This is a genomic window from Pseudarthrobacter sp. NPDC059871, from assembly GCF_042731175.1.
GTDB lineage: Bacteria > Actinomycetota > Actinomycetes > Actinomycetales > Micrococcaceae > Arthrobacter.
In genome coordinates, this window is sequence record NZ_JBHWJV010000002.1 from 479,591 (window position 1) to 491,623 (window position 12,033).

General features: G+C 68.1%; 16 protein-coding genes and 1 pseudogene. 12 read left to right on the forward strand and 5 right to left on the reverse strand.

The window, feature by feature from the left end; all coding sequences use genetic code 11:
• Positions 1–2 precede the first annotated feature (2 nt).
• The 6 genes from ACFV4R_RS04965 to ACFV4R_RS04990 all read left to right on the forward strand — a co-directional run bounded on the left by ACFV4R_RS04965 (position 3) and on the right by ACFV4R_RS04990 (position 3,707).
• Positions 3–1,349 carry a CoA transferase gene (locus ACFV4R_RS04965; RefSeq protein ID WP_377201313.1) on the forward strand — a complete coding sequence of 449 codons (1,347 nt, stop codon included), beginning with the start codon at positions 3–5 and terminating at the stop codon, positions 1,347–1,349.
• 104 nt (positions 1,350–1,453) lie between these two features.
• On the forward strand, positions 1,454–1,921 hold the full coding sequence (locus ACFV4R_RS04970; RefSeq protein WP_377201314.1) for a hypothetical protein: 468 nt from the start codon (positions 1,454–1,456) through the stop codon (positions 1,919–1,921).
• Positions 1,918–2,664, forward strand: coding sequence for an AzlC family ABC transporter permease (locus tag ACFV4R_RS04975; RefSeq protein WP_377201315.1), 747 nt, complete (start codon positions 1,918–1,920; stop codon positions 2,662–2,664). The genes ACFV4R_RS04970 and ACFV4R_RS04975 overlap by 4 nt, the downstream gene beginning before the upstream one ends.
• Positions 2,661–2,972 (forward strand): AzlD domain-containing protein, encoded by a 312-nt coding sequence (locus tag ACFV4R_RS04980; protein ID WP_377201316.1) that lies wholly within the window; start codon positions 2,661–2,663, stop codon positions 2,970–2,972. Before ACFV4R_RS04975 ends, ACFV4R_RS04980 begins: the two co-directional genes overlap by 4 nt.
• A 90-nt stretch (positions 2,973–3,062) precedes the next feature.
• Entirely contained in the window at positions 3,063–3,317 is a 255-nt protein-coding gene (locus tag ACFV4R_RS04985; protein WP_377201317.1) for a hypothetical protein, read from the forward strand.
• A gap of 108 nt (positions 3,318–3,425) precedes the next feature.
• On the forward strand, positions 3,426–3,707 hold the full coding sequence (locus ACFV4R_RS04990; RefSeq protein ID WP_377201318.1) for a hypothetical protein: 282 nt from the start codon (positions 3,426–3,428) through the stop codon (positions 3,705–3,707).
• Between the two features lie 21 nt (positions 3,708–3,728).
• Here the strand turns inward: ACFV4R_RS04990 and ACFV4R_RS04995 are convergent, their stop codons facing one another.
• Together ACFV4R_RS04995 and ACFV4R_RS05000 are read right to left on the reverse strand one after the other, a co-directional pair.
• Positions 3,729–3,953, reverse strand: coding sequence for a hypothetical protein (locus tag ACFV4R_RS04995; RefSeq protein ID WP_377201319.1), 225 nt, complete (start codon positions 3,951–3,953; stop codon positions 3,729–3,731).
• 240 nt (positions 3,954–4,193) lie between these two features.
• Complete coding sequence (locus ACFV4R_RS05000; RefSeq protein ID WP_377201320.1) at positions 4,194–4,817, reverse strand: TetR/AcrR family transcriptional regulator; 624 nt, start codon at positions 4,815–4,817, stop codon at positions 4,194–4,196.
• Positions 4,818–4,937: 120 nt separating this feature from the next.
• Here ACFV4R_RS05000 and ACFV4R_RS05005 point away from each other — a divergent pair, with 120 nt between their 5' ends.
• From ACFV4R_RS05005 to ACFV4R_RS05030, 6 genes are all read left to right on the forward strand, one after another.
• Positions 4,938–5,261, forward strand: coding sequence for an MTH1187 family thiamine-binding protein (locus tag ACFV4R_RS05005; protein ID WP_377201321.1), 324 nt, complete (start codon positions 4,938–4,940; stop codon positions 5,259–5,261).
• Positions 5,262–5,357: 96 nt separating this feature from the next.
• The gene (locus ACFV4R_RS05010) at positions 5,358–6,035 is read left to right on the forward strand and encodes an O-methyltransferase (protein WP_377201322.1); all 678 of its coding nucleotides are present in this window, start codon (positions 5,358–5,360) and stop codon (positions 6,033–6,035) included.
• 98 nt (positions 6,036–6,133) lie between these two features.
• Entirely contained in the window at positions 6,134–6,613 is a 480-nt protein-coding gene (locus tag ACFV4R_RS05015; RefSeq protein ID WP_377201323.1) for a Dps family protein, read from the forward strand.
• An 81-nt stretch (positions 6,614–6,694) separates the two neighbouring features.
• A complete protein-coding gene (locus ACFV4R_RS05020) occupies positions 6,695–7,732 on the forward strand; it encodes an acyl-CoA dehydrogenase family protein (protein WP_377201324.1) in 1,038 nt (345 codons plus the stop codon).
• Entirely contained in the window at positions 7,726–9,120 is a 1,395-nt protein-coding gene (locus ACFV4R_RS05025; protein WP_377201325.1) for a bifunctional PIG-L family deacetylase/class I SAM-dependent methyltransferase, read from the forward strand. The genes ACFV4R_RS05020 and ACFV4R_RS05025 overlap by 7 nt, the downstream gene beginning before the upstream one ends.
• Positions 9,117–9,869, forward strand: coding sequence for a glycosyltransferase (locus ACFV4R_RS05030; protein ID WP_377201326.1), 753 nt, complete (start codon positions 9,117–9,119; stop codon positions 9,867–9,869). The genes ACFV4R_RS05025 and ACFV4R_RS05030 overlap by 4 nt, the downstream gene beginning before the upstream one ends.
• A gap of 66 nt (positions 9,870–9,935) precedes the next feature.
• Here the strand turns inward: ACFV4R_RS05030 and ACFV4R_RS05035 are convergent, their stop codons facing one another.
• The 3 genes and pseudogenes from ACFV4R_RS05035 to ACFV4R_RS05045 all read right to left on the reverse strand — a co-directional run.
• Complete coding sequence (locus ACFV4R_RS05035) at positions 9,936–10,193, reverse strand: hypothetical protein (protein ID WP_377201327.1); 258 nt, start codon at positions 10,191–10,193, stop codon at positions 9,936–9,938.
• 322 nt (positions 10,194–10,515) lie between these two features.
• Positions 10,516–11,724, reverse strand: a complete 1,209-nt coding sequence (locus ACFV4R_RS05040; RefSeq protein WP_377201328.1) for a YihY/virulence factor BrkB family protein — start codon at positions 11,722–11,724, stop codon at positions 10,516–10,518.
• 115 nt (positions 11,725–11,839) lie between these two features.
• Positions 11,840–12,033, reverse strand: a pseudogene (locus ACFV4R_RS05045) (hypothetical protein); the annotation flags it as partial.

A 12,033-nucleotide genomic window follows, 5' to 3' on the forward strand; every position in this document is an offset into this window, starting at 1 on the left:
CAGTGGCGCCGGCGGATGCAGCGGGCCTGCGCAACTGGTGGGGCGGGCCGCTTGATGTAGAAGGCCTCGCCCTGGCGGCGGTGGGTGCCGCTGCCGCCGCGTTGGACCGGTACACGGGAGCGCCCGGCAGGTACACCGCCGGCCCGGAACTGACCGCCGCGGCTTTCGACTCCTCGGGGCACCTGAGGATCGCCGGCCGCCCCTTGCAGGGATTTGCTCCGCTCTCCGGGTTCCGCCGCACCCGGGACGGCTGGATCCGGCTGCATGCCAACTACCCGCACCACCGGCAGCGCCTCCTGCAGGCCCTGGAGGCCACGACGGCGGAGGACGCCGAAGCTGCCCTGCGCGGCATGGATTCCCTCGAGGCAGAGTCCGCCATCCAGTCGCGGGGCGCGGTGGCGGCCGCTGTCCGGACCCGGGCCGAGTGGCAGGCCACGGACATGGGCCGGGCAGCGGCTGCCGGACCGTGGATCGTCCTTGACCCGCAGGTTCAGGACGGCCCGGCTGCCGGTGCTGCCACGCCGGGCAGCGGCCGCCGGGACATCCCGCAGCCTGGCGGAAATCCGCGGCGGCCGCTGGCGGGAGTGCGGGTTCTGGACCTCACCCGTGTGATCGCGGGCCCGGTGTCCACGCGGCTGCTGGCGGCCCTGGGAGCCGACGTACTCCGGATCGACCCGCCGGCGCTGCCCGAACTTTCCGACCAGTTCGTGGACACCGCCTTCGGCAAACGCAGCGCCGTGGCCCACCTCGGCCTACCCGAAACCCGCGCCGCGCTGGAACGCCTGGTTGCCGGGGCCGACGTCGTGGTCACCGGCTACCGCAGCGGCTCCCTGGACCGCTTCGGCCTTGACGCGGCGTCGCTGCTGTCCACCCGGCCGGACCTTGCGGTGGTCACGCTGAACAGCTGGGGGACTGACGGGCCGTGGAGCGGTTTGCGCGGCTTCGACAGCATCGTCCAGGCCGCCAGCGGGGTCGCCCACCTGTACGGAACGACGGACGACGCCGGATGGCGCCCGGGTGCCCTGCCGGTCCAGGCCCTGGACCACGCCACCGGCTACGGGGCAGCAGCCGCGGCGGTAACCCTCCTCGCCCGGCGGCAGGAAAGCGGCGCCGGTGGATCGGCCCGACTCTCACTCGCCCGGACAGCGGAGGAACTCTTCAGGCTTCCACCGAACCCGCAAGGACTGCAGGCACTGCCGTCGCCGGAGTACCGCACCGTTGCCAGCTCGTACGGCGAGCTGCGGTACGTCGGTCCTCCGCTGCTGGTGGAGGGGCAGCCGCTGGACTACCCTGGCCCGCCACCGCCCTACGGCAGCTCTGCCATGGAATGGATGCCGGGCGGGGACTGAGCATCCGGGTGGCGCCCATTGACGGTGGCCGCCCAACGGTAGCCCCATAACGAGGGGGTACGCAGTGGTTTCTGCGGCTGCCCGCGCTGTGATTGAGTGGAGCCATGCCTTTCCCCAGCTCCGGCCGGGCTGCACGAAACCTGTCCGCTGCTGCGATGAGCGCCCTGCTCCTGGCCAGCGCCGGCAAGCACTTCCGAAGCCCCGGTTTCTATCGCCAGGTGGTTCCCGACTACCTCTGCCGTGAAGACCCCGCCCCCGGCACCGTGCCCACCGGCGCCAACGGACCCTTTGCTGTCCTCTCACGCGAGGAATGGATCGCCGCGTCCGGCCTGATCGAGGCCGCGGCCGCCGTGGGGCTCCTCATCCCGGCTACCCGCAAGGTCACCGCCACGGCAGTGGCCGCGATGTTCACGGCGTTCCTCGCCGGCCACGTTGACGCGCTCCGGCGGGCCTACGGCCCGGAAGGGACGCCGCTCCAGCGGCGGATCCACACGGTCCGCCTGCCGCTGCAGGCACCCCTCATCGCCTGGGCCTGGAGCCTCCGCAACACTGGCCCGGACGGCCGGCGGTGAAGCTGACGGCGTCCCCCGCCATACGGGTGGGGATCTCCATCAGTATCGCCACCGGCCTTTATGGCGTGTCCTTCGGTGCCCTGTCCGTCACCTCCGGCCTGGATTTCTGGCAGACCATGGCCCTGAGCCTGCTGCTGTTCAGCGGCGGCTCCCAGTTCGCGTTCATCGGCGTGGTGGGTGGCGGCGGTTCCGGCATTGCCGCCATGAGTGCCGCCACCCTGCTGGGCATGCGCAACGGGATCTACGGCATGCAACTCAATGCCCTCCTACGGCCGGAAGGGTGGCGCAAATACGTTGGCGCCCAGCTGACCATTGACGAGTCCACGGCCACGAGCACCGGCCAGGCTGATCCTGCCGAGCAACGCCGGGGCTTCTGGGCGGCCGGCATCGGCATCTACGTGCTCTGGAACCTCTTCACTGCGGTAGGCGCGTTGGCCGGCAGCGGACTCGGCGACCCTAAGCAGTGGGGGCTCGACGGCGCCGCGGTGGCCGCCTTCCTGGCGTTGCTCTGGCCGCGCCTGAAGGGCCGGGAACCGGTGGCCATCGCGGCCGTCTGCGCCGTAGCCACGGTGCTGGCCGTGCCGTTCGTTCCCGCGGGAGTGCCCATCCTGGTGGCCGCGCTGGTGGCGGCCCTGATCGGCTGGTTCAGCCACGGCCGCAGCGATGAGGGCCTCGAACCCGATGTAGAACCGTACGCCGGCCACCGGCAGGGGCACGGCGACGCCGCGGAGGCCGGCCGATGAATCTCTGGTTCTGGATCCTCGTGTCCTGCGTGCTGGCCTACGCCTGGAAGCTGGTGGGCTACTTCGTTCCCGCCCGGTTCCTGGAAAACCCCCGCATGTCCCGGATCGCCGGCACCATGACCATCGGACTGCTCGCCTCCCTGACCGTGGTGAACGCCGCGGCCACAGGACAGGCACTTGCCGCAGACGCCCGGCTGGGAGCGCTTGCCGCGGCAGCCATCGCCCTGGCACTGCGGGCGCCCTTCCTGCTGGTGGTCATTGTTGGAGCCGGCACCGCCGCCATACTCAGGATGGCCGGCTGGAATTGACGTGATCTGGCTCACAGGAAATGGGCGGGACCGGCGGTACCATAGTCTCGGCTATGCAGTTGGCCGTTGGATTACTTGTGAACGGCCACCATGGAAAATCAGCAGCACGCCGGCGAAAGAGCCGGCAGATCCCACCGCAAGAACCCCCGGCGCCGGGCCGGTCTCCCGGCCAAACACTTCATCACCCGGTTCGCCGGGCTGTCCGATGTCCCTGCCGCAGACCTGGAGTTACTGGCAGGCAGCCTAATGAACGGACTGGACCTGCAACCCGGCTCACCGGTCCCGGCGCTACATGCCGCCGTCCACCGGGAAATCCGGCGCCGCGCGGATGCCGCCGCGGGATAGCGGCCCCGCCGCCCGCCGCAACCGTCTGCAGTGGACCGTAAGCATGCCGCCCGCCACACGGCGGGCGGCGGAAACCTACGCCTGGCGCCGCCAGAAGGAGGACCCTCGATGAACGACAAGTCACCCCGCGGCTCGGAAGCCACCAGGGAATTACGGGACACCGCCCGCCGCCGCCGGGACGCCGAAGAGAAGCTGCAGCAGCATCTCCTTGAGGCCAGGGACCACGTCCCCAACGAGTACAGCGAAGCTCCGGAAACCGAAGCCGGTGCAACTGGCGCTGCACCTGATGAAGACGCAGCTGGCACTGCATCTGATGCAGGCACAGTAGAGGCAGGCACAGCTGCAGCAGTGGATCCAGGTTCAGGTCAACGGGATAAAGAAGGGGCCTAGCGGCCGGACGGGCGGGGGCGGCTACGCCACGCCGTGTGCCGCCCCGTCCGGCGAAACGCTCCGACGGTTGCTCTCTTCGAGGGCAAGGTCGTACCAGGCCTGTGCGCCGAAGGCAGGTTCAACTGTGTCGAGTTCCTGGAACAGAAGGTCCAGCAGGCCGGCCAGATCTTCGGCGGGCAAGGCAGCCAGGACTTCTTCGGGATCGCGGGGATCGCTCAGGAAAGAAAAGAGCTGGTGAGTGTTCATGGGATGCTGCTTCTGTGCGCCGAATGCGCGGGGAGATGCTTCATGGGTCGCTCCAAGAAGGAAGATCTGAGGCTGGCTGCGTAACCCTGAATGCAGTCTAGGGCACCAGCGGGAACCCCCACAATGGTCCGTGGGCAGGTGCGCCGCCCGCGGCGTCCCGTTCGGTGCGGTCCAGACCTTCGGGCACGGAACCGGCCGCCAGCCCTTCAGGCCCGGCCGTCAGTTCCGCAGGTTGCCCGGCTACTGAGCTGTTGCGGTGGCCGGTACCGGCACATGGGCGGGCAGCGGACGAGCCGGGCGAGTGGACCTGATGGCGTCCTCCACCAGCGCCAATGGCCGCCGCCAGGCGTCAGATCCGGGCTCCATGGTGTCCACCACGGAAATCAGCATGGCCAGGAGGCGGAACATGTCCGTCATGGAGATGTCCTGCCGCAGGCTGCCTTGGCCCTGCCCGCGGACCAGCAGGACGCTGAGGGAATCCATGAGGGATCCCGTGATGCCGGTCAGGAGCTCGCGGCGCCCGGCCACGGCACCGAGCAGGTTGGCGTCAGCGCTGGCGGCGTCCATGAGGGACTCCAGCACCCGGAACAGCCCGTTGGCCGCATCAATGTCCGCCAGGGCGCCGTCAACCACGGGGTCCACCGCGATCCGCAGCTGGCGGTTCAGTGCGGCCAGGACAAGTTCTTCCTTGTCGGCAAAATTCCGGAAAAGAGTGGCCGGCCCAACGCCGGCGGTGGCAGCAATGGTCTGCAGCGGAACCTCGGGGCCGAACTCCCGGAAGCACAGCCGCGCCGCGGTGATGATCTTGTCCACATTCCGCGCTGCGTCGGCGCGGAGGGGCTTGCGGGCGACTGCGAGGCTCATGCGAAAAGGTTAGCAACGGAGCACTCACCCTTCACCGTTACTGAGGGGTAGCAGCTTATTGTGACGGCGGCCCCGCCAGGGCGGATTTTGCCCGGTGGCGTGCAGTGGCAGACTTGCCCCATGCTCCTTGCCTTTTCAGTCGCCCCGTCAGGTACTCCCGCGGAAGGTTCACGCCCCGGCGACGCCTCCGTGCACGACGCCGTTGCTGCCGCGGTAAAGATCGTCCGCGACTCAGGCCTGCCCAACAAAACCGATTCGATGTTCACCACCATCGAGGGCGAATGGGACGAGGTGTTCGATGTCGTCAAACGGGCCACCGAAGCTGTGGGGCTGTACGGCAGCCGCGTTTCCCTGGTGATCAAGGCCGATATCCGGCCCGGCTATTCGGGTGAGCTGACGGCCAAGGTGGACCGGCTCGAAGAGGCGCTCACGGACGGCCCCTGAACTGCCCCTTACCGTCCCCTGCGCTGCGGGGGCGGTCGAAACGCAGGCCGCCGGAAGCCTCTGGACCGCCTGATCACTGCGTGCCAAACTGTGCCCATGTTCGAGCACAAGCCCCGGCCGGAATGGATCGCCACCGAAGAGTTCCTCTCGCGGGTTGTGGTCCACCCGGACCCCGCGCTGGAGCAGGCCATCCGGTCCGCGGCCGAAGCCGGCATGCCGGCCATTGAGGTGGCACCCAACGCGGGCAAGCTGCTGATGCTCCTGGTGCAGCTCTCCGGTGCCCGGCGGATCCTGGAAATCGGCACGCTTGCCGGCTTCAGCACCATCTGGATGGGCCGCGGACTCCCCGCCAACGGCACGCTGGTCACCTGCGAATTCCTCCCCAAGCACGCCGAAGTGGCATGGGCCAACATCGATTTCGCCGGCCTGGGCCAGAAGGTGGAAATCCGGCTGGGCCCGGCACTGGAGACGCTGGCTGCGCTGGAGGAAGAGGGCCGCGAGCCGTTCGACTTCATCTTCATTGATGCGGACAAGGAGAACAACAGCCGCTACCTTGACTGGGCGGTCCGGCTGGGCAGGCGCGGCGCCACCGTGGTGCTGGACAACACCATCTGGGAAGGTGCCGTCCTGGATCCGGACATGGATCCCGTGAACGCCCCCGGCATCATCGATGCACTCACTTTGCTGGGGGAGCATCCCCGCCTGGATGCCACGGTCATTCAGACCGTGGGCTCCAAGGGCTGGGATGGCTTCGCCCTCGCCCGCATCACCTGACAACGCTCCCAGGCGCCCACCGGACCCCCATTGATAAGTATGCTTAGAATAAGTGTTCGGCTGGCGGGCAGCCGGACTGGCCGCAATGGAGGAAAGCGATGAAGGCATCACCCACCCTTGCCAGCAACCTGCAGATGGTCCTCACGGACCTGATTGAACTGCACCTGCAGGGAAAGCAAGCCCACTGGAACCTCGTGGGCACCAACTTCCGGGACCTGCACCTGCAACTGGATGAAATCGTCACGGCGGCACGGCTGTTCGCCGATGATGTCGCCGAGCGCATGCGGGCCCTGCACGCCCTGCCGGACGGCCGCAGCAGCACGGTCACAGCGGATAACCGCCTGGCTGAATTCCCTGCGGGCCTCACGTCCACAAAGGACACCGTCAAGCTCATCACCGCTCGGCTGGAGCGGACGGTGACGACCATGCGCGATGTCCATGACGACGTCGACGACGAGGACCCCACCAGCGCAGACCTGCTGCACAAGATCATCGAACGGCTGGAGCAGCTGGCCTGGATGGTTAACGCCGAAACCATGGCGCCTTCCGCCGCGGTGACCGAGCCGGCCAGCAAGTAGGTGGCGGTGGGGGACAGCCCGGACAGCGGTCGGGGCACACTGCAAACACACCCGGAAGCCGGCGGCAGCCCCGTCCGGCCCGTGCTTCTCAGTTCCACGGCGGAACAGCTCGCGCGGTTTGCCCCCGGGCTTTCGGCGGTGGGCGGCGCAGCGGGCGATGTTCCGGCGCTGCTTCAGCTCGCCGTCGCTGCCGGCCGCTCCTGGCCGTTGCCGGGCGAAGGCCGGACCGCGCAGCTGTGGGAGCTTCTCGCCTCCGTGGCCGCCGTCGACGTCGCTGCCGCCCGGGTCTTCGAACCGCACCTCGACGCCGTGGCAATCCTGAAGCAGGCTTCGGCGGCCGGCGCGGGCGAGGGCTCCTGGGGTGTCTTCGCGGCCGAAGGCCCGGGGCTCCGCCTCCGGGCCACAGCCGACGGCGCCGGGTACGTCCTGAACGGGTCGAAGCCCTGGTGCTCCCTTGCCGGCCGGCTGGACCATGCGGTCATCACCGCGCACACGGACGACGGCGGCCGGGCAGCGTTCGCCGTTGACCTCCGCCACGCCGGGGTAACGGCTGAGGAGCCGGAATGGATTGCCCGGGGACTTCGCGAGATCCCCAGCGGTACGGTGCACTTCGACCAGGTACCTGCTGCGGCTGTGGGCGGCAGCGGCTGGTACCACAGCCGTCCCGGCTTCGCGTGGGGCGGAATGGGGGTTGCCGCCTGCTGGCTCGGGGGAGCGGTGGGCGTTGCCCGCGACTTCCGGGACGGCCTGCGGAAGGGCGCCGAATCGGGCCGCGAGCCGGACCAGCTGGCGCTCGCTGCGCTGGGCGAAACGGACCGGATCCTCGTTTCGGCACTGCAGTACCTGGCCAGAACCGCCGGGCGCGTGGACGCCGCTGGAACCGCGGCCGGGAGCAGCAGTGACTGGAGCGAAGCCCAGCGTGTCCGCGGAACTGTTGCTGCCGCCGTCGACCACGTACTCCACTTGGTGACGGCCAACCGGGGCCCCGGACCTTTGGCGTTCGACGCCGCGTACGCCAAACGGGTGGCTGACCTTGCCCTTTATGTCAGGCAGCACCACGGGCGCCGGGATGACGCCCATTTGGGTGCGCTGACCCTCAAGGGTGACTGCCCATGGTGACCTTCTCCCATGCGGACCTGGGCACCGCCGAATCGTCATGGATGGCGGCCGGATTGTCCGCCGCCCCTGAGCTGCCCCTGGACAGCGGCGAGCTGGCCGCCCTGGGCTTTGTGGTCCTCGCGGCCCACCCCGACGACGAAACCCTTGGCGCAGGAGGGCTGGCAGCGAGCCTGCGCGGGCTGGGGGCATCCGTGGAAGTGTTGCTCTGCACGGCAGGTGAGGGCTCCCACCCGGAGTCCGCAACGCACACGCCCGAACGCCTCGCCGCGGCCCGGCTGGACGAGTTCGGGGCAGCCCTCACGGCGTTGGGGCTGGAGGGCCGGTGGCGCTTCCTCGGCCTGCCGGACCGCGGACTGGGCCTGCACGCGGACGTCATCGCGGATGCGGTCCGGCACGCCGCAGCCAGGCTGGGCGGTACCCATGCGAAGCGCCGGGACGTGGTGGTGGTGGCCCCGTACCGGGCCGATGGCCACGCCGATCACGACGCCCTGGGCGCAGCGGCGGCGGACGTTGCGGCGGAGGGCGGCTACGGCCTGCTCGAATACCCTATTTGGTACTGGCACTGGGCAGGCCCGGACCATTCGGACTGGCGGGACTGGATGAGGTTCCACCTTGACCCGTCCGCCCGGGACGCCAAGGACCGTGCCATGGCCGCGCATGCCACGCAGGTCCTGCCGTTGTCGCCTGCCGCCGGCGACGAAGCGCTGCTCAGCGAGGGCTTCCTGCGGCACTTCGCCAGGGGCTTCGAGATGTTTGCCTGGACGCCGCCGCGGAAACCGGCGGACCCCTCGCACCGCAGCGGCGAGGCCACGGAGATCTTCGACGCCGTGCACCAGCGCGCCGAGGACCCCTGGAACTACAGTTCCAGCTGGTACGAACAGCGCAAGCGTGCCCTGACGCTGGCGGCGTTGCCGGAGGCCTCCTACAGGGCAGGGCTGGAAATCGGCTGCTCCATCGGCACCCTGACGGCGGACCTGGCACCCCGGTGCCGTAGCCTGCTTGCGGTGGACGCGAGCGGGGTGGCCGTGGATCACGCGCGGCACCGGCTGGCGGGGGCCCACCACGTCACTGTGGAGCAGGCCGTGCTCCCGGCAGCCTGGCCGGTGGGCTCCTTCGACCTCATCGTGGTGTCCGAGGTGGGCTACTACCTGGCCCGCGATGAGCTTGCCGACCTGTGGGATCGGGTGGACGCGGCCATGCAGCCCGGCGGGACGCTGGTGCTCTGCCATTGGAGACACCCGGTGACGGGCTGGGAGCTTGATGGCGAATCCGTCCATGCCCTGGCCAGGGAGCGGTTGGGCTGGCGCCAGGCAGGGATGTACCGGGAACGGGATTTCCTTCTGGAGGTCCTCGTGGCTCCCGGTCCAGCCAGGACGGCCTTGGAATGACAGCTCCAACCGGTCATGGCGTCGGCTACCTTGGCGTGGTTATCCCCGCCCACAACGAAGAGCGGCATCTGGGCGCCGCACTTGAGGCTGTCCGCACCGCCGTCGGGGACCTGCAGGTGCAGCGCCCCGGACTGGGGGTCCGCGTGCTGGTGGTCCTGGATGCCTGCACCGACCTGTCAGCGTCCGTGGCTGGGCGGTTCGCTGCGGCAGATCCCCAGTTCAACATCCTGGCAGCTGATTTCCGCAGCGTTGGGCGGAGCAGGCGGGAAGGGAACCGGGCGGTCCTGGCCGAAGCCGGCGCCTTGGATGTTCCCGCAACGGAAATCTGGATTGCCAACACCGATGCCGATTCCCGCGTTCCTGCGCACTGGCTTACCCGGCAACTGGAACTGGCTGATGCCGGCGCGGACGCCGTGCTGGGTTCCGTGGAGCCGGACTCTGACGGGATGGACACGGGGCTGCTGCAGCGGTGGCATGCGCGGCACCGCCTGCAGGACAACCACCATCACGTCTATGGTGCCAACCTCGGTGTCCGCGCATCCGCCTACCTGGCAGCCGGAGGATTTCCCGCCGCAGAATCCGGGGAGGACAGGAGCCTGGTCAGGAAGCTCCGCAGCGGAGGCGCGGTGATCGCAGCTACCGACAGCAACCGCGTCATCACCTCCGGCAGGCTGGAGGCGCGTGCTCCCCGGGGGTTTGCCGGGTACCTCTTTGCCCTTGCCCTGGACCCGCGCGGCGCAGAAGGCTGAGCGCAGGGGTTGGGGAGACGCGAAAGGGCTGCCACGGAAAGCCGTGGCAGCCCTTTCGGTTAGCGGTCAGACCAGGTCTGGTGCGCTGGCAATAATGTAGTCAGCTGCCGCGGGTCCGGTCATGGAGAGGTTGTTGCTGTCCGGATCGATGCCCTTCAGCTTCAGGGCTGCCCACAGCTCTTCAGGCGGCTGGAGCTGGACCTTATGGATCAGGCACCAGCTGGTGTACAGCCCGTAGAGTTCGTCGCGGCCGAGGCCAAGGCCGGGTTCCTTTGCCGGAACAACTGCTTCGGCAAGAAAATTTTCAAAATGGTTGGCAGGCATATCCGCTCACAAGGTTTGACCGTGATTTCCGCCGTGTCTGCTTCAGCGGCCCTGCCGTCAGTTGGCTGGCAGGGTAAACATGAACGTATTTCAGCACTGGGCGGTTTGTCCAGTTATGCGAGGCTTGCCCGCTGCGGAATATGGCCAGGTCACGTGGGGATCCGCCCGGGCGGAATCCGTCCAGGGGGCCGACGGCGACTGGGGGGACTGGCCTCGGTCTCAGAAGAGGCCATCTCACCGCCGGCCCCGCCTAACCCCGGACCCCATGCACCCGGGAACTCTTCAGGACCTGATTAATCTTCCACCAATTTGGGGGTCCTGCCTAGTGCCTTTGGTGTCCCCGGTCATCGTCATCCGGCGTGCCGTGCGTGGCGCGGTCCCGGACCTTGTCCCGGACCCGTTCCCGGTGCGGTTCAGATTGGGCGTTTTCTCCGGTGCCAGTGGTCTCGGCGTCGCCGTTGTCCCCGTTCTCCGCGGCATATTTCTCACGCAGTTCGCGGCCGTGCCTGACGTCTTCTTCTTCCTGGGCCTGCAGTTTTTCGCTCTTTTTGGTGTCGCGCGGCGGCAGCTGGATGGTTTCCTCGGCCTTGATGCCGGCCTGGAGCTGGCGGCCGCGTTCCGTCTCGGCGTCGAACTCGGCTCCGAAGAGCAGCGACATGTTCAGGATCCAGAGCCACAGCAGCATGACGATCACGCCGCCCAGGGCGCCGTAGGTCTTGTTGTAGTTGCCGAAGTTGCCCACGTAGAAGCCAAATCCCAGGGAGGCCAGCAGGAAAACGACCAGGGCGATGCCCGATCCCATGCTCATCCACTTGAACTTTGGCTGCTTGACGTTGGGTGTGGCGTAGTAGAGGACGGCGATGATAACGATGATCAGCGCCACCATCACAGGCCACTTGGCGATGTTCCAGACCGCGAGGAATACCCCGCTGAGCCCGATAAAGCCGCCCACGGCTTCTGCCACCGGGCCGCTCAGGACCAGCATGCCGGCGAGGATGGCGATGATGGCAATCGCCAGCACGGTCACGGCCAGCATGGTGCCGCGCAGCTTGACGAACGGGCGTCCCTCGTCCACTTCATACACGCGGTTCATGGCACGGCCGAAAGCACCCACATACCCTGAAGCCGACCACAGTGCTGTGGCCAGGCCGATGACCAGGGTGAATCCTGCCGCTGGGGCGTTGGCCAGGTCTTTCACAACCCCGCCGATGGTATCCACGGTCTCGCCCGGGACAAACCCGCTGACGATCTGCAGGAGTGCGTCGGTGGTCTTCTGCGGATCGCCGAACAGCCCGATCAGGGACACCAGGGCCAGGATGGCCGGGAACAATGACAGGACCGCGTAGTAGGTCAGGGAAGCGGCGAGGTCGGGGCACTGGTCCTTGCTGAACTCGCGAAGTGTCTTCTTGGCGATGTATTTCCAGTTCGGCTTGTCCAGCTCCTTGGGGCTGTCAGGCTTCCTGGAGTCGTTTGGATCCGGTGCCTGCCCCGCCTTTGCGGTGCTGGTTTCGGATGCGTCATGAGTTGCCATGGGGGTGTCCTCTCGGTCAGGGGGCCAACCAGACAGGCCGGCTCCGCGGGTGGGCGGGGCCGGCCTGTCGTGTAATGCAGTTGCCTACGGAATGACGTGCAGTTGCCGCGCCTGCCTAGGTGTTTTGGATGGTGTCTTTGGCGTTGGTGGCGCGGTCTTTGACGTCGGTGGCGGCGTCTTGGCTGTCGGTTTTGACGTGTTCGATGCCGTCGGTGGCGGTGGTTTTGACGTTGTCCATGGCGTGTTGGGCTGGTTCTTTGAGGTCCTGGACCATGCCTTTGGCGGCGTCGGTGAGTTCGGTGGTGAGGG

Bases quoted from the DNA above. Each gene is read 5' to 3' on its own strand.
- ACFV4R_RS05025 (WP_377201325.1), top strand. From the start codon at position 7,726: ATGGTGACCTTCTCCCATGCGGACCTGGGCACCGCCGAATCGTCATGG.
- ACFV4R_RS04985 (WP_377201317.1), top strand. From the start codon at position 3,063: ATGGAAAATCAGCAGCACGCCGGCGAAAGAGCCGGCAGATCCCACCGC.
- ACFV4R_RS05005 (WP_377201321.1), top strand. From the start codon at position 4,938: ATGCTCCTTGCCTTTTCAGTCGCCCCGTCAGGTACTCCCGCGGAAGGT.
- ACFV4R_RS05010 (WP_377201322.1), top strand. From the start codon at position 5,358: ATGTTCGAGCACAAGCCCCGGCCGGAATGGATCGCCACCGAAGAGTTC.
- ACFV4R_RS05035 (WP_377201327.1), bottom strand. From the start codon at position 10,193: ATGCCTGCCAACCATTTTGAAAATTTTCTTGCCGAAGCAGTTGTTCCG.
- ACFV4R_RS05030 (WP_377201326.1), top strand. From the start codon at position 9,117: ATGACAGCTCCAACCGGTCATGGCGTCGGCTACCTTGGCGTGGTTATC.
- ACFV4R_RS04995 (WP_377201319.1), bottom strand. From the start codon at position 3,953: ATGAACACTCACCAGCTCTTTTCTTTCCTGAGCGATCCCCGCGATCCC.
- ACFV4R_RS04980 (WP_377201316.1), top strand. From the start codon at position 2,661: ATGAATCTCTGGTTCTGGATCCTCGTGTCCTGCGTGCTGGCCTACGCC.
- ACFV4R_RS05000 (WP_377201320.1), bottom strand. From the start codon at position 4,817: ATGAGCCTCGCAGTCGCCCGCAAGCCCCTCCGCGCCGACGCAGCGCGG.
- ACFV4R_RS04990 (WP_377201318.1), top strand. From the start codon at position 3,426: ATGAACGACAAGTCACCCCGCGGCTCGGAAGCCACCAGGGAATTACGG.
- ACFV4R_RS05040 (WP_377201328.1), bottom strand. From the start codon at position 11,724: ATGGCAACTCATGACGCATCCGAAACCAGCACCGCAAAGGCGGGGCAG.
- ACFV4R_RS05015 (WP_377201323.1), top strand. From the start codon at position 6,134: ATGAAGGCATCACCCACCCTTGCCAGCAACCTGCAGATGGTCCTCACG.
- ACFV4R_RS04970 (WP_377201314.1), top strand. From the start codon at position 1,454: ATGCCTTTCCCCAGCTCCGGCCGGGCTGCACGAAACCTGTCCGCTGCT.